Here is a 16,285-nt window from a genome sequence, read left to right on the forward strand (position 1 = left end):
GCAATCTCCCGAGTCTTTGTAGCGGTCGCTACATTCCTACACCGATGTAGCAGCCGCTACAAGAGCCTGCTACGAGCGCGTGGATGATCGATCGCGAAACCCGCCGCAGCGAAGTCGAAGACAAGCTGGCCGCGCATGTGCTGGCGCATGGCCTCGGCCGCACCTCGGTGCGCGATCTCGCTGCCGCGGCGGGCACCAGCGACCGCATGCTGCTCTACTACTTCGCGGACAAGGCCGAGGTGGTGTCGGTCGTGCTCGCGCGGATCGCCGCCGACATGGCGCAGGCGCTGGATGCCGCGCTGCCCGAAGGCGAGCGGCTGCCGCCCGCAGACCTGCTGGCCCGCGTCGGCGTGATGGCCTCGAGCGCGGCGATGCGGCCCTACATGGAACTGTGGAGCGAGATCGCGGCGAAGGCCGGGCGCGAGGAAGCGCCGTTCGCGGCCATTGCCGATGCCATCGCCGCGGGTTTCCGCGCCTGGGCCGATTCCCGGCTGGCGATCGCGGACGATGCGCGGCGTTCGGCCATGGCGGCGCTGATGATCGTGGCGATCGATGGCGCCGCGCTGCTCGCCCCGATGGCCGGCGGTACCATCGCGCGCGACGGGCTGGCGCTGCTGGGCGAATTGCTAGACGGGCATTGTTCCTGATTTGTTCTTATCGTACCATCGGCTTCGGGAGGCATGCCACGGAGTTGAATGGCGATGGTTACGGTTACGGTGGCGAAGGCTGCCGGCTCTATGCTCTGGTTCGACCGGCTGGTCACGCTGGCGGGCGCGCTTGCCTGGCCGCTGGCACTGGTGCTGGTTGCGCTGCTGTTCCGTGCGCACTGGATCGCGCTGCTCCACCGGCTCGACGAACTGCGCTGGGGGGACAAGTCCGCCCGCTTTTCCCGCCGGCTCGACCGGCTGGAACGCGCAGCGCCATTCCCGCCGCCACTGCCCGCTCCGGAAGATGAGCCGGACCTCGCGCTATCGGGCGATCACGCACGCTTCCTGCAATTGCTGGAACTGTCGCCCAGCGCGGCCGTGCTCGATGCCTGGAGCCGGGTGGAAGACGGGCTGTCCCGGCTTGCCCGGCGGGGCGGGGGCGATGCGCTCGATCGCCGGGTGCGCGCGCAAGTCGTCGAACTTGCCGCCCTGCGCGCCGCCGCCACCCGGGGCGAGGCGGTGACCGTGCCCGACGCGCTGCGCTTCCGCACCGCCGCCAAGCGCGTTCTCAACGAGATCAATCTGGCGTGACGGCATCCTTCGCGCGCTGCGGCAGCACCGCGACGAGAAGCACGATCACGGCGAGCAGCACCGCCGATGCGATCGGACGGCTGAATTCGAGCCCACCCTTTGCCACCGGCTTGTCGAGGAAATCGCCGACCGTCGCGCCCAGCGGCCGGGTCAGGATGAAGGCCGCCCAGAACAGCGCCACGCGGTTGAGCCGGGTCAGGAAGTAGAGCGCCGCGATCACCGCCAACGCGATCGCGAACAGCGTCGCCCCGCCGAGATAGCCAAGGCCGTTGGTGTCCGCCGTCCAGTCGCCCAGCGCGGTACCCAGCGTCTGCGACATCGAGATCGTCAGCCAGTAGAACCATTCGGACCGCCGGTCGATCAGGTGGTCGACCTTCACCGCGCCGGTTGCGAAATGCCATGCCGCCAGCGACGCGATCACCAGCGCCAGCAGCAGCGCCGAACCCCCGGCATAGCCGATGCCCAGCGACCGCGTGGCGAAGTCGGCCAGCGTCGTCCCCGCCGTGGTCGATGCGATGATCGTGGCCCAGTAAAGCGCGGGGTGAAAGCGTTCGGCCCGGACCTGCGCCGTGGCCAGAACCAGCAGCACGGCGACGAAGATCGCGGTGCTGGCAAGATAGCCGAAGTCGAACGTCATCGACAGCGTGTCGCCGGCGGTTTCGCCAAGCGTGGTGGCGAGGATCTTGACGATCCAGAACGAGAGCGTGGCCGCAGCGACCTTGCTTTCGCGCGCTTGCTGCATCGGCGCTAAACTCAATCCACCGCTTCGCGCAGCACCGCGATGCCCCGGTCGCGCTGTTCCTTCAGCTCCTGCTTCAGCACGGCGGGATCGCGGGCGAACACGAAGCCGAAGCTGACGCCGCCTTCCTTGCCCTGCGTCGCATGGTGCAGCTTGTGCGCCTGCACCAGCCGCTTGGCATAGCCGCGCTTGGGCACGTAGCGGAACCAGCGCTGGTGGACCAGGCCGTCGTGGATCGCGGTATAGATCACGCCATAGAACAGGATGCCAAGGCCGATCCACGTACCCGGCCACCACGCGTTTGCGCCCAGCACCAGCGGACTGCCGAGTGCGAACATCGAAATCGACATGGCCGCGCCGACCAGCGCGTAAAGGTCGTTCTTCTCGAAGAAGCCGTCGTGGCGTTCGTGGTGGTCGCGGTGCCAGTTCCAGCCGAAGCCATGCATCACGTACTTGTGGCTGCTCCACGCCACCAGCTCCATGGCGAGCACGGTGGCGATGACGATTCCGATGGCAAGCACGCTATCCATGGGGACGAGCCTCTACTCCCTTGCGCGACAAACCGCGACACTTTCTCGCTCGGTTGAGACAACCAATTTCGCGGGCGTTCATTGTCATTGCGACATGTTCCTGAGGGTGAGCGGCACGAAATTCCGCCGCCCGAAAGTGAAAGGACCGACAGTCATGAAGAAGATCGTTCTTGCCGCCCTCGTCCCCGCCGCACTGCTCTCGGCAGCCGCTCCGGCCAGCGCGCAGGCCTGGGGTCACCGTGACGATGCCGCCCGCTACACGCCCGTCCGCAACGACGACGTCCGCCGCGATATCGACGGCCTGCGCTTCCAGATCGACCGCGCCGAACGCAACCGCGCCATTTCCCGCCGCGAAGCCGATGGCCTGCGTCGCCAGGCCCGCGATATCCAGCGCCAGTACGCCTACATGTCGCGCGGCGGTCTTGACCGTGGCGAATATCGCACCCTTCAGCGTCGCGTCGCCGAAGTGCGCGGCCACCTGCGGATGGAACGCTGGGACCGCGACGGCCGCCGCGGCTAACCCCCACTTTGCGTAATTAAATTACGCCAACGGGCAACAAGGCGCGCCTTTCCTGCTTGAATTGCGGGGAAGGCGCGCCTAACCGCGTGCCATGGCCAAGACTCCGCGCACGCTCTACCAGAAGATCTGGGATTCCCACGTCGTCGAAGATCGCGACGATGGCACCAGCCTGATCTACATCGACCGCCATCTCGTGCACGAGGTGACGAGCCCGCAGGCATTCGAAAGCCTGCGCGCCGCTGGGCGCAAGGTGCGCCGCCCGGACCTGACGCTCGCCGTCCCCGATCACAACCTGCCGACCACCGCGCGCCTCGATGCGGCGGGCAACCGCCTGCCGATCGCCGATCCGGAAAGCGCGCAGCAGCTCGCGATGCTCGAGAAGAACGCCCCTGCCTTCGGCATCCGCTATATCGGCGCGACCGACCGCGAACAGGGCATCGTTCACGTCGTCGGCCCCGAACAGGGCTTCTCGCTGCCCGGCGCCACGATTGTCTGTGGTGACAGCCACACCGCCTGCCACGGCGGCCTGGGCGCACTCGCCTTCGGCATCGGCACCAGCGAGGTCGAGCATGTGCTCGCAACGCAGACCCTGCTGCTCAAGCGGTCGAAGGCCATGGAAGTGCGCGTCGAAGGCGAGCTTGCCCCCGGCGTTTCGGCCAAGGACGTGGTGCTGCACATCACCGGCGTGCTCGGCGCATCGGGCGGCACCGGCTACGTCATCGAATATACCGGCAACGTGATCCGCGACCTGTCGATCGAAGGGCGCCTGACCGTGTCGAACATGGCGATCGAACATGGCGCGCGCGCCGGCCTGATCGCGCCCGACCAGAAGACGTTCGATTACCTCAAGGGTCGTCCCTATGCGCCCAAGGGCGCCGAATGGGACGCCGCCGTTGCGTGGTGGACCAGCCTCGCCACCGATCCCGGTGCCACGTACGACAAGGTGGTCACCATCGACGCGGCGGACATCGCGCCTTCGGTCACCTGGGGCACCAGCCCGGAAGACGTGTTGCCGATCACGGGCGTGGTCCCAGCGCCTGAAAGCTTCGCCGATGCATCGAAGCAGGACGCCGCGCGCAAGTCCCTCGATTACATGGGCCTCGTTCCCGGCCAGCGGCTGCAGGACGTCGAGGTCCAGAACATCTTCATCGGCAGCTGCACCAACAGCCGCATCGAGGATCTGCGCGCCGCCGCTGCGGTGCTGAAGGGCCGGCGCAAGGCCGACAACGTCCGCTGGGCGATCGTCGTGCCGGGTTCGGGACTCGTCAAGGAACAGGCCGAAGCCGAAGGGCTCGACCGCGTGTTCACCGAGGCCGGTTTCGAATGGCGCGAGCCGGGTTGCTCGGCCTGCCTCGGCATGAACCCGGACAAGGTGCCTGCGGGCGAACGCTGCGCGTCGACCAGCAACCGCAACTTCGTCGGACGGCAAGGGCCGGGCGCCCGAACCCACCTCGTCAGCCCGGCAATGGCCGCCGCCGCCGCCGTGACCGGCCGTCTGACCGACGTGCGCGAACTGGTCTGATCGTTTACAGCGCAAGGACCACCGTCTAGCCTCGCTCCCGCTGACGGGAAGGGGGCGAGGATGGAACTGATCAAGGGCGTGCGCGCGCAGGAGCGGCTGTACGGCGGCGTGCTCTGGCTCGTCTCGTTCGTCTTTGCCGGGTTCCTGATCGGCCTCGGCAACCTCGTCATCGGCGATCTGCCGCTGGTCGATGAAAGCGTGATCGCCGCGCCATCGGGGCCGTCCCCGGTCCAGCGCGATCTTCGGCGCCAGCTCGATGCCGCAACCGTCGACGCCGCGCGGATCGACGACCGGCTGGAGATCCAGCGCCTGCAACTGGCGCAGGCGCAGCGCGCCTCGCAGACGGCAAGCGAGACCTTCAGCGCATGGATTGCCGCGCGCACCGCCACCACCGATCCGCAGCAGGACCCTGAAGTCCTCTCGCGCACCCGCGCGCTCGAACAGCTCAAGGATACCGAGCGCACGATCCAGGGCCGCATCGCCACGCTGGAGAACGAAAAGGCGCCGCTCGAACAGCGCATGATCGCGCTGCGACAGGCGCAATATGCGGCCGAGCGCGATGCGCTGCCCGCGCAGGAACGGGCGCGCTTTGCCCAGGAGCTGCGCGTGTTCGGCCTGCGCCTTGCCATCACCCTGCCCATGCTGGGGGCGGCGGTCTGGCTCTTCCTGAAGAAGCGGCAGAGCGACTACTGGCCCATCGCGCGCGGCTTCGTGCTGGCCGCCGTGTTCGTGTTCTTCGTTGAGCTTGTGCCGTACCTGCCGAGTTACGGCGGCTATGTCCGCTATGCCGTGGGCATCGTGCTGACGCTGGCGGCCGGGCATTTCCTGATCCGCAACATGCGCGCCTGGCTTGCCAGCCGGCAGGCGGCAGAAGCCCAGAACGAGGCCGAGCGGCGCGCCCGGGTCGATCAGGACGAAGCCTTTCGCAAGATGGCGGCCAAGGTCTGCCCCGGCTGCGATCGCCCGATCGCGAGCACGGGCGATGCCGAAGCCAACTTCTGCGTGCATTGCGGGCTAACGCTGTTCGACCACTGCCACGCCTGCAACACGCGCAAGATGGCCTTTTTCCGCTATTGCATGACTTGCGGCACGCCGTCGGACGACAAGGCAACCGCGCCCGCGTGAACCACAGCCTCAAATCCGCCTTCGCCCCTGTCGTTTCCCCCGATACCCGCGTGCTCGTCTGCGGCAGCCTGCCGGGCGAAGCCTCGCTCAGGGCAGGGCGCTATTACGCCAATTCGCGCAACCAGTTCTGGCAACTGATCGGCGGCGCAATCGGGTGCGATCTCGTGGCCCTCGATTACGAGGCGCGGCTCGTTGCCCTGCTCGCGGCCGGCGTGGGCCTGTGGGACAGTGTCGCCCGCGCCACGCGGCAGGGCAGCCTCGACACCGCGATCCGCGCGGTCGAGGCCGCGCCCCTGGCCGAACTCGCCGCCACATTGCCCGATTTGCGCGCCGTCGCCTTCAACGGTGGCACATCGTGGCGCATCGGCCGCCGCCAGTTCGGGCCTGAAAGTGCGCTCGCGCTCGTTCAGCTTCCGTCCAGCAGCCCGGCCTATTGCCGCGTTTCGGTCCACGAAAAGCAGCAGGCGTGGAACGACTTGCGGAAATTCCTGCGCTGAATCTTGAAATTGGCGGCTGGGGCGTCGACACTGGCGCGCCAGACCAGAGAGGGAGCGACGACGCGTGACGAAGAAGAGCGACAACTGGACCGGCAAGGCTGCCATGGCTGGCGCCGCCATCGGCTCGGCCGCAATCGCCGCAGCCCTCCTCTACACCTCGCGCCGCAAGGAGCGCGCCGAAAAGGCCGCGCCCAAGGCTCCCCCCGTGGATGCGCCCGAAACCGACTGACCCAGGCCCAACTCCGGTGTTGCATGGCGCTTTGCCGCGCGTATAGCGAAGCGTCATGGAACCCGTGAACCAGATCGAAGGCCGCGCCTATCCGTTCGGCCTGAAGAATGTCGATACCGACGTGATCATTCCCGCGCGCTGGCTGAAGACGATCAGCCGCGAAGGGCTGGGCAAGGGCGCGTTCGAGGCGATCCGCCAGGATCCGGACAACCTGTTCGACAGCCCTGAGTATGCGGGTTCGCCGATCCTTGTCGCGGGCGACAACTTCGGCTGCGGTTCCAGCCGCGAACACGCCGCCTGGGCGCTGGGCGACATGGGCATCAAGGCGGTGATCGCGCCTTCGTTCTCGGACATCTTTTCGGGCAATGCCTTCAAGAACGGCATCCTCACCGTGGTCCTGCCGCAGGAAGCGGTCGACCGGCTGGTCGAAGTCGCCAAGACCGACACCATCCACATCGATCTTGAAAACCAGACGGTGACGACGCCCTTCCAGGATCGCTTCACCTTCGAGATCGATCCGTTCCGCAAGCACTGCCTGCTCAATGGGCTGGACGAAGTCGGCCTCACGCTCGCCCGCGATGCCGCAATTTCCAGCTACGAGGCGAAGCTTGCCGGAGAGCGTGGCTTCCTGACCCACGGCACGGCCGTCGCGGCTTAACTGTCCGGTTAATTACCGCTTTCCTTCGCGCGGGAAACTTGCTTTTCTGATCCCTGCAACCCGGCGCGCTGCGACGCGCCGACCATCGACATGCGGGAGAACAGATAGATGAAGGCCTTGCAGACCCACGCCGTGGGCGGACCCGATACGCTCGTCCTGGACGATCTGCCCGATCCGGTCGCCGGTCCCGGCCAGGTCGTGGTCGCGGTCAAGGCGTGCTCGATCAACTTCCCCGACACGCTGATGATCCGCGACATGTACCAGTTCAAGCCGCCGCGGCCGTTCTCGCCCGGTGGTGAGCTCGCCGGCGTGATCGACAGCGTGGGTGAAGGCGTCACCGAGTGGAAGGTCGGCGACCGCGTGATCGCGATGGTCGGCAACGGCGGCCTGCGCGAAAAGGTCATTGCCGATCCTGCGCGCCTGTTCGCGCTGCCCGAAGGCGTCGATTTCGAAACCGGCGCGTCGTTGCTGATGACCTATGGCACCAACATCCACGGCCTGGTCGATCGCGGCCAGATCAAGGCGGGCGACACCGTGCTCGTGCTCGGCGCGGCGGGCGGCATCGGCCTTGCCGCGATCGAACTGTCCAAGGCCTTCGGCGCGCGCGTCGTCGCCGCCGTGTCGACCGAGGAAAAGGGCAAGATCGCCCGTGAAGCCGGGGCCGACGAAGTCGTCATCTACCCCCGCGCGCCGCTGGACAAGGCGCAGTCGAAGGAACTGGCCGACGCGTTCAAGGCCGCTTGCGGCCCCAACGGCGCGGACATCGTCTACGACGTGATCGGCGGCGATTATTCCGAACCGGCCGTGCGCGCCATCGCCTGGGAAGGCCGCTTCCTCGTGATCGGCTTCACCGCCGGCATCGCCAAGCTGCCGCTCAATCTCACCCTGCTCAAGGCCTGCGACGTGCGCGGCGTGTTCTGGGGCGCATGGACCGCGCGCGAACCGCAGAAGTTCAAGGACGAGGTCGCGCAACTGTTCGAGATGGTCAAGCAGGGCAAGATCGCCCCCCGCGTCTCGGCCCGCTTCCCGCTCGAACGCGGTGGCGAGGCGATCGCCATGCTCGAAAACCGCCAGGCCGTCGGCAAGGTCGTGGTGACGATGTAATCCTGCGGGCGGGAAGGGCGGAAGCTCAGGCTTCGTCCTTCCCGCCATAGGTCGGCAGGCCCAGCTTCCAGTGGATCGCTGCGCCGCGCAGGGCAAACCCGCCCAGCGCTGCCACCGGCCAGACCAGCGCGTTGGGCAGGCCCAGCGTCTTGCCCGCAGCGCACAGCAGCGAGGACAGCGCCGCTGCGGTCACGTAGAGTTCGGGCCGCATCAGGATCGACGGGCGCCCGGCCAGTACGTCGCGGATCACCCCGCCCACGCAGCCGGTGATCACCCCCATCAGCATCGCCGGCACCGGCGCCACGCCATAGGCGAGCGCCTTGGCCGTCCCCAGCACGGCATAGGCGCCCAGGCCCACCGCATCGGCCCAGTCGAGCATCGGCCAGTCGTAGTTCGAGGCCGCCCACCAGCGGCTGGGCGTCACCCACACCACCAGCGCCACGCCCAGGCATACCGGCGCGACCAGCGGATCGCGCACCCAGAACACCGGCGCGCCGATCAGCAGGTCGCGCACCGATCCGCCGCCAACCCCGGTGATCAGCGCGAAGAAGGTCATCGTCACCAGCGTCTGCCGCAGCCGCGCCGCCAGCAGTGCGCCCGACAGCGCGAACACGCCTACCCCGATCAGGTCGAGCAGGCCGAGCACGGCGGTGAGCGAAGGCGTGGGCAGGATCGGGCCGGGAAGGATCGGAGCGGGCATCACCTGGCGTCTAGCATTCGCAGGCCCCGCTCCGCCAGCCCGTCGGGCCCGCGCCGCTCAGTGCGGCCGCTCGACCAGCGTGATCGCGGCCGTGCCGCTCGCCTTCACCGGCAGGTAAAGCCCCTGGCCCGCCGCGATCAGCGTGCCGGTTTCCACCTCGTCGATCTGCGCGCGGATCAGCAGTGCCCCTTCGCGCTTCTGTTCGATCGCGCGGTCGATCTTGCCGATCAGCTTGTCATAATCCTTGGCGAAATCCTGCGCGAGCGCGTCGGCGATCACCCCGTTGACTTCGGGCAGGCTGGCGAGCTTGAGCAGCAGTTCGGTGCCCACGCCGTCGGTCGCGCCGTCCACCGACAGGTCGACGAAGCGCACCTTGCGCGAATTGGGGGCATTGGTCGGCGTGCCGGTCAGCCACACGGTGCCGCGTGACGTGCCGAGGCGGTTGGCCACGTCGCTTGCGGAAAACTGCACGCCCACCGCGATCTTGCCATGCCCGGTGCCATAGGCGGTAACCTTGCCGAACTGCGCGCGGACCGGCCCCACGCCGGGAATGTCGAACGGGCGGACCGAACGCTTGACCAGCGCCTTGGCGATCACCGGCTCCAGCTCGCGATAGTCCGCGATCACCGGGATGAAGAACACCAGCTTGCCCGCGCTCCGGTCGAGCGGTGAGGGCGCGGGCAGGGGCTTCGGCGCGGGATCGGCGGGGCGCGGCCCGACGAACGTCTCGGTCGTCGCCGTCATGCCCAGATCCAGCCGCAGCTTGCCCCCGCGCGCCGCATCGCCTTCCACGCGGTAGCCGCCATAGTGCAGCTTGTCGGGCGTGATGCGCATCCACACCGGCGGATTTTCGCGGTTGAGCTGCAGCGAGGTGAACGCCTGCGCCCAGGCGTTGGCCACTTCACCGCGCAGGTTCAGCTTGGCGACCTCGCGCTCCACCGTGCGTTCGACGTCCTTGATCACCGGCGCCAGCTTCTCGTTCGCCTTGTCGGTAAAGCGGATGCGCTGGCCCAGGAAATCGATGCCGGGCTCGGTGGTCCAGCCATATTCGATCCGCACCTTGGCGCGCGGGTTCCAGTCCCGGGCAAGGTCCAGCCGCACTACCGCGCGCACTTGCGCATCGGCGCTCGCCGTCTCCTTCAGCATGCCGGCCACATTGCGCGCATGGACCACTGCGTGGATCGGCATCGTCACGATGAAGTCCGACCCCCGGCCCGACAGCGACAGCGCCCCGCGCGTCACCTGCCCTTCCAGGTCGCATTTCAGCTTCGGGGTCTTCACCTTGACCACCAGCAGCTTGACCTTGCTCGATGTCACGCAGGTCTTGCCGCGCTCGTCGATCGTCCACAGCAGCCGCGGCACCGCGCTTTCCAGCGAGGCGCGGAACAGCGCGAGCCGCGCTTCGACCGGCACCGCGATGTGCGATTTCTGCGCCGGCGGATCGAACCCGTCGGTCGCGCGCGGCGGTGGCGTGAACTTCGTCTGGCGCCCGCACGAAGTGAGTGCGAGCGCGGTCATGGCCAGCGTGATGAACCTGCTCTGCTGCATTTGGCCCCCTTCGGACAGGATACCTGCCCGCGCGCACAATGCAAAAAGCGCCATCCGGTTTCCCGATGCCGCATGCAAAAGGCGCCATCCGGTTTCCCGACGGCGCATGCAAAAAGGGCCGCCCGGTCGCCCGGACGGCCCCTCGCTCACCGTGGATGGAGGTGGAGCGATCAGATGTGGATCGGCTTGCCCTGCACGCCCATCGCCGCTTCCTTCAGCGCTTCCGAATGCGTCGGGTGCGCGTGGCAGGTATAGGCGATGTCCTCGCTCGTCGCGCCATATTCCATGGCGAGCGCAGCTTCGGCGATCATCGTGCCGGCAACCGATGCGATCGCCCAGACGCCCAGCACGCGGTCGGTCTTGGCGTCCGCGATCACCTTCACGAAGCCGTCGGGCTCGTGGTTGGTCTTGGCGCGGCTGTTGGCAAGCATCGGGAACTTCGAAACCTTGATCTCGCCCTTCTCCTTGGCCGCTTCCTCTGTCAGGCCGACGCCGGCGAATTCGGGGAAGGTGTAGACCACGCCCGGGATCACGTCGTGGTTCACGATGCCGGTGAGGCCAGCGATGTTCTCGGCGACGGCAATGCCTTCGTCCTCGGCCTTGTGCGCCAGCATCGGACCCGGAATGCAGTCGCCGATCGCCCACACGCCGTCGACCTTGGTGGCAAAGTCGTGGTCGGTTTCGATCTGGCCGCGCGCGTTGAGTTCAAGGCCGATCTTGTCGAGGCCCAGGCCATCCACGTTCGGACGGCGGCCGATCGCCACCAGCACGCAGTCGGCTTCGATCGTCGCCGCATCGCCGCCCTTGGCCGGTTCGACGGTGAGGGTCGCCTTCGCGCCGTCCACGGCAACGCCCGTCACCTTGGTGCCGAGCTTCAGCTCCATGCCCTGCTTCTTGAAGATCTTGGCGGCTTCCTTGCGCACGTCGCCGTCCATGCCGGGCAGCAGCTGGTCCAGGAATTCGACCACGGTGACCTTGGCGCCCAGGCGGCGCCACACCGAGCCCAGCTCCAGCCCGATCACGCCGCCGCCGATCACCACCAGGTGCTCGGGCACCTTCTTCAGCGCGAGCGCGCCGGTGCTGTCGACGATCACGCCGGCATCGTTGTCCACGCTCACGCCCGGCAGCGGGGTCACGCTCGAGCCGGTGGCGATGACGATGTTCTTCGCCGTCACCTTCTGCCCTGCCACGGTGACGCTGTGCGCGTCCTCGAAGCTGGCATAGCCCTTGAGCCAGGTGACCTTGTTCTTCTTGAACAGGAACTCGATCCCGCCGGTCAGCTGCTTGACCGAATCCAGCTTCTGCGCCTGCATCGCGTCGAGATCGAGCGTCACTTCGCCGGTCTTGATGCCATAGCTGGCGAAGGTGCCGTTCTTCGCCTCGTCGAACTTCTCCGAGCCGTGCAGCAGCGCCTTCGAAGGAATGCACCCGACGTTGAGGCAGGTCCCGCCCAGCGTCTCGCGGCCTTCCGCACACGCGGTCTTCAGACCCAGCTGCGCCGCGCGGATCGCCGCGACATAACCGCCGGGGCCGGCACCGATGACAAGGACGTCGTAATCGTATTCAGCCATTGCTTGGCTCCTTCAGATCCTCCCCTTTGAAGGGGAGGATTCAATATCAAAGATCGATCAGCAGGCGGGTCGGATCCTCGATCGCTTCCTTGATCGTCTTCAGCGCCGTCACCGCCTCGCGCCCGTCGATCAGGCGGTGGTCATAGGACAGCGCGATGTACATCATCGGGCGGACAACGATCTCGCCATTGCGGACCACCGGGCGGTCCTCGATGCGGTGCAGGCCGAGCACGGCGGACTGCGGCGGGTTGATGATCGGGGTAGACATCAGACCGCCGAACACGCCGCCGTTGGAAATGGTGAAGGTGCCGCCGGCCATGTCGGCCATGGTCAGCGTGCCGTCACGTGCGGCCTTGCCGTAGTTGGCGATGGCCTTCTCGATGTCGGCGAAGCTCAGCTTGTCGACATCGCGCACCACCGGCACGACCAGCCCGTTCGGGGCCGACACCGCGACCGAGATGTCGACGTAATCGAAGTAGACGATTTCTTCGCCCTGGATCTGGGCGTTGACCGCCGGAATGTCCTTGAGCGCAAGGACCGAAGCCTTGGCGAAGAAGCTCATCAGGCCAAGCTTCACGCCGTGCTTCTTCTCGAACACGTCCTTGTACTTGGCGCGCGCTTCCATCACCGCGGTCATGTCCACGTCGTTGAACGTGGTCAGCAGCGCGGCGGTTTCCTGCGCGCTCTTCAGGCGCTTGGCGATCGTCTGGCGCAGGCGCGTCATCTTGACGCGTTCCTCGTTGCGGCCGGGCGCGGTGGGCGCAGCCGCCGGGATCGGCGCGGCGGCGGTCGCGGCGGGAGCTGCAGGCGCGGCCTGCTTGGCCTGGGCCGCTGCCAGCACGTCTTCCTTGGTCAGGCGGCCGTCCTTGCCGGTGCCCTTGACGGTCGACGGGTCGATGCCGTGTTCCAGCACCGCGCGGCGAACGGCAGGGCTGAGCACGGCAGCGTCGTCACCCTTGGGCGCGGCGGCATCGGCCTTGGGCGCGATGGTGTCCGAAGCGGGGGCTACCGGCGCTTCGGTGCGCAGGGCAGGGGCGGCCCCGCCGGCAGCGGCCACGCCATCCTCGATCATCGCCAGCAGCGCGCCGACCGACACGGTGTCGCCTTCCTTCGCCACATAGTTGCCCATCACACCCGAAGCCGGGGCGGGCACGTCGACCGCGACCTTGTCGGTTTCGAGGCTAACGATCGGCTCGTCGAGCGCAACCGCTTCGCCTGGCTTCTTGAGCCACTGGCCGACCGTCGCTTCGCTGACGCTTTCACCCAGCGTCGGAACCTTGACTTCGATGGACATGACTTGCGTTTCCTTGGGGAGAATTCTTCTGATGGATCAAGCGAGCGCGGCGCGGCTCAGCCCTTCTGCTTGCGGCGGATTTCGCCACGCACCGAAAGCGAAAGCGCATCGGCCACCAGCGCGGCCTGCTCGGCGGCGTGCCGCTTGGCGAGGCCGGTCGCGGGCGATGCCGAAGCCGAACGACCGGCATAGCGGGCGCGCGCGACCTTGGCCTTGGCGGCCTTGAGCGATTCCTCGATCAGCGGCTCGACGAAGAACCACGAACCGTTGTTCTTGGGCTCTTCCTGGCACCACACCACTTCTTCCAGGTTGGGCATGCGCGAAAAACGCAGCGCCAGCGGTTCGCCGGGGAAGGGGTAGAGCTGTTCGAGGCGGATGATCTGCACGTCCTTGGCTTCCGCCGCATCGCGCGCCTCGATCAGGTCGTAGGCGACCTTGCCCGAACACAGGACCACCTTGCGTGTGTCCTTGTCCGCCGCACCATTGGTGTCGGACAGGATGCGCATGAAGTGGCCTTCGCCGATGAAGTCCTCGCGCACCGACTTCGCCAGCGGGTGGCGCAGCAGGCTCTTGGGCGTCATGATGATCAGCGGCTTGCGGAACGGGCGGTGCATCTGCCGGCGCAGCACGTGGAAGTAGTTGGCCGGCGTGGTGATGTTGCACACCTGCATGTTGTCTTCGGCGCAGAGCTGGAGGTAGCGTTCCAGGCGGGCCGACGAGTGCTCCGGACCCTGGCCTTCGTACCCGTGCGGCAGCAGCATGACGAGCCCGTTGGCACGCAGCCACTTCGATTCCGAAGAGGCGATGTACTGGTCGATCATGATCTGCGCGCCGTTGGCGAAGTCGCCGAACTGCGCTTCCCACAGCACCAGCGTCTTGGGGTCGGCGCTGGCATAGCCGTATTCGAAGCCGAGCACGCCGTATTCCGACAGCGGGCTGTCATGCACCTCGAAGCGGCCGTGCGGCAGCGTGGCGAGAGGCACGTACTTGTGCTCGTCGGTCTGGTCGACCCACACCGAATGGCGCTGGCTGAACGTGCCGCGGCCCGAATCCTGGCCCGACAGGCGCACGTTGAACCCTTCGGTCACCAGGCTGCCATAGGCCAGCGCCTCGCCCGTCGCCCAGTCGAAGCCCACGCCGCTGGTGAACATCTCGCGCTTGGCGTCGATCACGCGGCCCAGCGTCTTGTGGATGGTCAGGCCTTCGGGAACGGTGGTCAGCACGCGACCCAGGCTGTCGAACAGCTTGGCGTCGATCCCGGTCGAAACGTTGCGGCGCGCGGTCACCGGGTCGGCGGGCTTGTTCAGCCCCGACCAGCGGCCGCCGAACCAGTCGGCCTCGTTCGCCTTGTAGCTCTTGGCCGCCTCGAACTCGGTCTCGAGCGTGGCGGTGAAGTGGTCCTCGATCTCGCCCTTGGTGGCGCCATCGATCACCCCTTGCGCGATCAGGCGTTCGGCATAGAGCGCCGAAACCGCCGGATGCTGGCGGATCTTGGCGTACATCAGCGGCTGGGTGAAGCCCGGCTCGTCGCCTTCGTTGTGGCCGAACCGGCGGTAGCACCACATGTCGACCACGATGTCGCGGCCGAACTTCTGGCGATAGTCGATGGCCAGCTTGCAGGCGAAGGTCACCGCTTCGGGATCGTCGCCGTTCACGTGGATGATCGGCGCCTGCACGCCCTTGGCCACGTCCGAGGGATAGGGCGAGCCGCGGCTGAACTGCGGGCTGGTGGTGAAGCCGATCTGGTTGTTGATGACGAAGTGCAGGCACCCGCCGGTGTTGTAGCCCTTCACGCCCGAAAAGCCGAAGCATTCCCAGACGATGCCTTGGCCGGCAAACGCCGCGTCGCCGTGGATCAGCACGGGCAGCACCTGCTTGTGCTTGCCTTCGCCCAGGTCGTCGCGGAACGCCTGCTGCGCGCGGGCCTTGCCCAGCACAACCGGGTCCACCGTCTCGAGGTGGCTGGGGTTGGGCTGCAGGCTCATGTGCACCTTGATCCCGTCGAACTCGCGGTCGGTCGAGGTGCCCAGGTGGTACTTCACGTCGCCCGATCCGCCGACGTCCTCGGGGTTGGCGGTGCCGCCCGAGAATTCGTGGAAGATCACGCGGTAGGGCTTGGCCAGCACGTTGGCGAGCACGTTCAGCCGGCCGCGGTGCGCCATGCCGTAGATGATCTCGCGCACGCCCAGCTGGCCGCCGTACTTGATCACGGCTTCCAGCGCCGGGATCATCGATTCACCGCCGTCGAGGCCGAACCGCTTGGTGCCGACGTACTTCTTGCCGAGGAACTTCTCGTACTGTTCGCCGCGCACCACGGCAGCCAGGATCGCCTTCTTGCCGTTGGGGGTGAAGTCGATCGACTTGTCGCCGCCTTCGATGCGGTCCTGGATGAAGCGGCGCTCCTCCACGTCGGCGATGTGCATGTATTCGAAACCGACCTTGCCGCAGTAGTTCTTGCGCAGGATCGCTTCGACTTCGCGAATGGTCGCCCATTCCAGCCCGAGCACGCCGCCCATGAACACCTTGCGGTCAAGGTCGGCGGGCAGGAAGCCGTGGAACGCCAGCGAAAGGTCGGCGGGAAGGTCCTGGCGGGCAAGGCCCAGCGGATCGAGATCGGCGGCAAGGTGGCCGCGCACGCGGTAGGTGCGCACCAGCAGCATCGCGCGGATCGAATCGTTCGCGGCCTTTTCCAGCGCGGCTTCGTCCAGCGCGGGCGCGCCGCCGCCCTTCTTGGCGGCCTTGGCGATCTCGAGCTTGAGTGCCATCGGGTCGAGCGCCTGGGTCAGGTCGTCGCCGTCGGCGGCATCCATGATTGGCCAGCGCTTCGAAGCCCACGAAGGGCCGGCTTGCGGACCTTCCTGGAAGGGATCGACGTCGAACTCGTGAACTTCCTGACCCATCTGTCACTCCTGGTGCCCCCGGGGAGGGTGGGGCTTCGGATCTTGCACGGTGCGCAAGGGCTGCGCGCCGCACGAGGTACTTTCCTGCGGGCGAAGCGTTCCGCCCTATT

The 16,285-nt window shown here is 67.1% G+C and carries 16 protein-coding genes; 9 read left to right on the forward strand and 7 right to left on the reverse strand.

Annotation, left to right across the window (positions count from 1 at the left end; translation table 11 throughout):
• Positions 1 to 83 precede the first annotated feature (83 nt).
• Positions 84 to 647 carry a TetR/AcrR family transcriptional regulator gene (locus AACH40_RS03945; RefSeq protein WP_169492384.1) on the forward strand — a complete coding sequence of 188 codons (564 nt, stop codon included), beginning with the start codon at positions 84 to 86 and terminating at the stop codon, positions 645 to 647.
• A gap of 48 nt (positions 648 to 695) precedes the next feature.
• Positions 696 to 1,238, forward strand: a complete 543-nt coding sequence (locus AACH40_RS03950; protein WP_338644283.1) for a hypothetical protein — start codon at positions 696 to 698, stop codon at positions 1,236 to 1,238.
• Here AACH40_RS03950 and AACH40_RS03955 read toward each other — a convergent pair.
• Both AACH40_RS03955 and AACH40_RS03960 read right to left on the reverse strand, forming a co-directional pair.
• A complete protein-coding gene (locus AACH40_RS03955; RefSeq protein ID WP_338644284.1) occupies positions 1,225 to 1,980 on the reverse strand; it encodes a hypothetical protein in 756 nt (251 codons plus the stop codon). The two genes, AACH40_RS03950 and AACH40_RS03955, sit on opposite strands and share 14 nt — an antisense overlap.
• Before the next feature lie 11 nt (positions 1,981 to 1,991).
• Positions 1,992 to 2,507 carry a sterol desaturase family protein gene (locus AACH40_RS03960; RefSeq protein ID WP_338644285.1) on the reverse strand — a complete coding sequence of 172 codons (516 nt, stop codon included), beginning with the start codon at positions 2,505 to 2,507 and terminating at the stop codon, positions 1,992 to 1,994.
• A gap of 154 nt (positions 2,508 to 2,661) precedes the next feature.
• Here AACH40_RS03960 and AACH40_RS03965 point away from each other — a divergent pair, with 154 nt between their 5' ends.
• From AACH40_RS03965 to AACH40_RS03995, 7 genes are all read left to right on the forward strand, one after another.
• Positions 2,662 to 3,027: a hypothetical protein gene (locus tag AACH40_RS03965; protein WP_338644286.1), complete on the forward strand. Its 366-nt coding sequence runs from the start codon at positions 2,662 to 2,664 to the stop codon at positions 3,025 to 3,027.
• Between the two features lie 91 nt (positions 3,028 to 3,118).
• Positions 3,119 to 4,549 carry a 3-isopropylmalate dehydratase large subunit gene (gene leuC, locus AACH40_RS03970; RefSeq protein WP_338644287.1) on the forward strand — a complete coding sequence of 477 codons (1,431 nt, stop codon included), beginning with the start codon at positions 3,119 to 3,121 and terminating at the stop codon, positions 4,547 to 4,549.
• Between the two features lie 60 nt (positions 4,550 to 4,609).
• Positions 4,610 to 5,674 carry a zinc ribbon domain-containing protein gene (locus tag AACH40_RS03975; protein WP_338644289.1) on the forward strand — a complete coding sequence of 355 codons (1,065 nt, stop codon included), beginning with the start codon at positions 4,610 to 4,612 and terminating at the stop codon, positions 5,672 to 5,674.
• A complete protein-coding gene (locus AACH40_RS03980) occupies positions 5,671 to 6,171 on the forward strand; it encodes a DNA-deoxyinosine glycosylase (RefSeq protein ID WP_338644290.1) in 501 nt (166 codons plus the stop codon). The genes AACH40_RS03975 and AACH40_RS03980 overlap by 4 nt, the downstream gene beginning before the upstream one ends.
• Positions 6,172 to 6,235: 64 nt before the next feature.
• Positions 6,236 to 6,400, forward strand: coding sequence for a hypothetical protein (locus AACH40_RS03985; RefSeq protein WP_169492126.1), 165 nt, complete (start codon positions 6,236 to 6,238; stop codon positions 6,398 to 6,400).
• A gap of 55 nt (positions 6,401 to 6,455) precedes the next feature.
• Positions 6,456 to 7,058, forward strand: a complete 603-nt coding sequence (gene leuD, locus AACH40_RS03990; protein WP_169492391.1) for a 3-isopropylmalate dehydratase small subunit — start codon at positions 6,456 to 6,458, stop codon at positions 7,056 to 7,058.
• Positions 7,059 to 7,166: 108 nt separating this feature from the next.
• Positions 7,167 to 8,162 carry an NADPH:quinone oxidoreductase family protein gene (locus AACH40_RS03995; protein ID WP_169492392.1) on the forward strand — a complete coding sequence of 332 codons (996 nt, stop codon included), beginning with the start codon at positions 7,167 to 7,169 and terminating at the stop codon, positions 8,160 to 8,162.
• Between the two features lie 25 nt (positions 8,163 to 8,187).
• Here the strand turns inward: AACH40_RS03995 and AACH40_RS04000 are convergent, their stop codons facing one another.
• The 5 genes from AACH40_RS04000 to AACH40_RS04020 form a co-directional block, all read right to left on the reverse strand.
• Positions 8,188 to 8,862, reverse strand: a complete 675-nt coding sequence (locus tag AACH40_RS04000; RefSeq protein ID WP_169492393.1) for a trimeric intracellular cation channel family protein — start codon at positions 8,860 to 8,862, stop codon at positions 8,188 to 8,190.
• Positions 8,863 to 8,919: 57 nt separating this feature from the next.
• Positions 8,920 to 10,410 carry a DUF4403 family protein gene (locus AACH40_RS04005; RefSeq protein ID WP_338644291.1) on the reverse strand — a complete coding sequence of 497 codons (1,491 nt, stop codon included), beginning with the start codon at positions 10,408 to 10,410 and terminating at the stop codon, positions 8,920 to 8,922.
• 170 nt (positions 10,411 to 10,580) lie between these two features.
• Positions 10,581 to 11,981, reverse strand: a complete 1,401-nt coding sequence (gene lpdA, locus AACH40_RS04010; RefSeq protein ID WP_169492395.1) for a dihydrolipoyl dehydrogenase — start codon at positions 11,979 to 11,981, stop codon at positions 10,581 to 10,583.
• Between the two features lie 46 nt (positions 11,982 to 12,027).
• Complete coding sequence (odhB, locus tag AACH40_RS04015; RefSeq protein ID WP_338644292.1) at positions 12,028 to 13,275, reverse strand: 2-oxoglutarate dehydrogenase complex dihydrolipoyllysine-residue succinyltransferase; 1,248 nt, start codon at positions 13,273 to 13,275, stop codon at positions 12,028 to 12,030.
• Positions 13,276 to 13,331: 56 nt separating this feature from the next.
• Positions 13,332 to 16,175: a 2-oxoglutarate dehydrogenase E1 component gene (locus tag AACH40_RS04020; RefSeq protein ID WP_338644293.1), complete on the reverse strand. Its 2,844-nt coding sequence runs from the start codon at positions 16,173 to 16,175 to the stop codon at positions 13,332 to 13,334.
• Between the last annotated feature and the right edge of the window lie 110 nt (positions 16,176 to 16,285).

The sequence above is a fragment of the Novosphingobium olei genome, from assembly GCF_037076535.1.
In the GTDB taxonomy this organism is placed as follows: Bacteria; Pseudomonadota; Alphaproteobacteria; order Sphingomonadales; family Sphingomonadaceae; genus Novosphingobium; species Novosphingobium olei.

Bases quoted from the DNA above. Each gene is read 5' to 3' on its own strand.
- AACH40_RS03945 (WP_169492384.1), top strand. From the start codon at position 84: ATGATCGATCGCGAAACCCGCCGCAGCGAAGTCGAAGACAAGCTGGCC.
- AACH40_RS03950 (WP_338644283.1), top strand. From the start codon at position 696: ATGGCGATGGTTACGGTTACGGTGGCGAAGGCTGCCGGCTCTATGCTC.
- AACH40_RS03955 (WP_338644284.1), bottom strand. From the start codon at position 1,980: ATGCAGCAAGCGCGCGAAAGCAAGGTCGCTGCGGCCACGCTCTCGTTC.
- AACH40_RS03960 (WP_338644285.1), bottom strand. From the start codon at position 2,507: ATGGATAGCGTGCTTGCCATCGGAATCGTCATCGCCACCGTGCTCGCC.
- AACH40_RS03965 (WP_338644286.1), top strand. From the start codon at position 2,662: ATGAAGAAGATCGTTCTTGCCGCCCTCGTCCCCGCCGCACTGCTCTCG.
- leuC (WP_338644287.1), top strand. From the start codon at position 3,119: ATGGCCAAGACTCCGCGCACGCTCTACCAGAAGATCTGGGATTCCCAC.
- AACH40_RS03975 (WP_338644289.1), top strand. From the start codon at position 4,610: ATGGAACTGATCAAGGGCGTGCGCGCGCAGGAGCGGCTGTACGGCGGC.
- leuD (WP_169492391.1), top strand. From the start codon at position 6,456: ATGGAACCCGTGAACCAGATCGAAGGCCGCGCCTATCCGTTCGGCCTG.
- AACH40_RS03995 (WP_169492392.1), top strand. From the start codon at position 7,167: ATGAAGGCCTTGCAGACCCACGCCGTGGGCGGACCCGATACGCTCGTC.
- AACH40_RS04000 (WP_169492393.1), bottom strand. From the start codon at position 8,862: ATGCCCGCTCCGATCCTTCCCGGCCCGATCCTGCCCACGCCTTCGCTC.
- AACH40_RS04005 (WP_338644291.1), bottom strand. From the start codon at position 10,410: ATGCAGCAGAGCAGGTTCATCACGCTGGCCATGACCGCGCTCGCACTC.
- lpdA (WP_169492395.1), bottom strand. From the start codon at position 11,981: ATGGCTGAATACGATTACGACGTCCTTGTCATCGGTGCCGGCCCCGGC.
- odhB (WP_338644292.1), bottom strand. From the start codon at position 13,275: ATGTCCATCGAAGTCAAGGTTCCGACGCTGGGTGAAAGCGTCAGCGAA.
- AACH40_RS04020 (WP_338644293.1), bottom strand. From the start codon at position 16,175: ATGGGTCAGGAAGTTCACGAGTTCGACGTCGATCCCTTCCAGGAAGGT.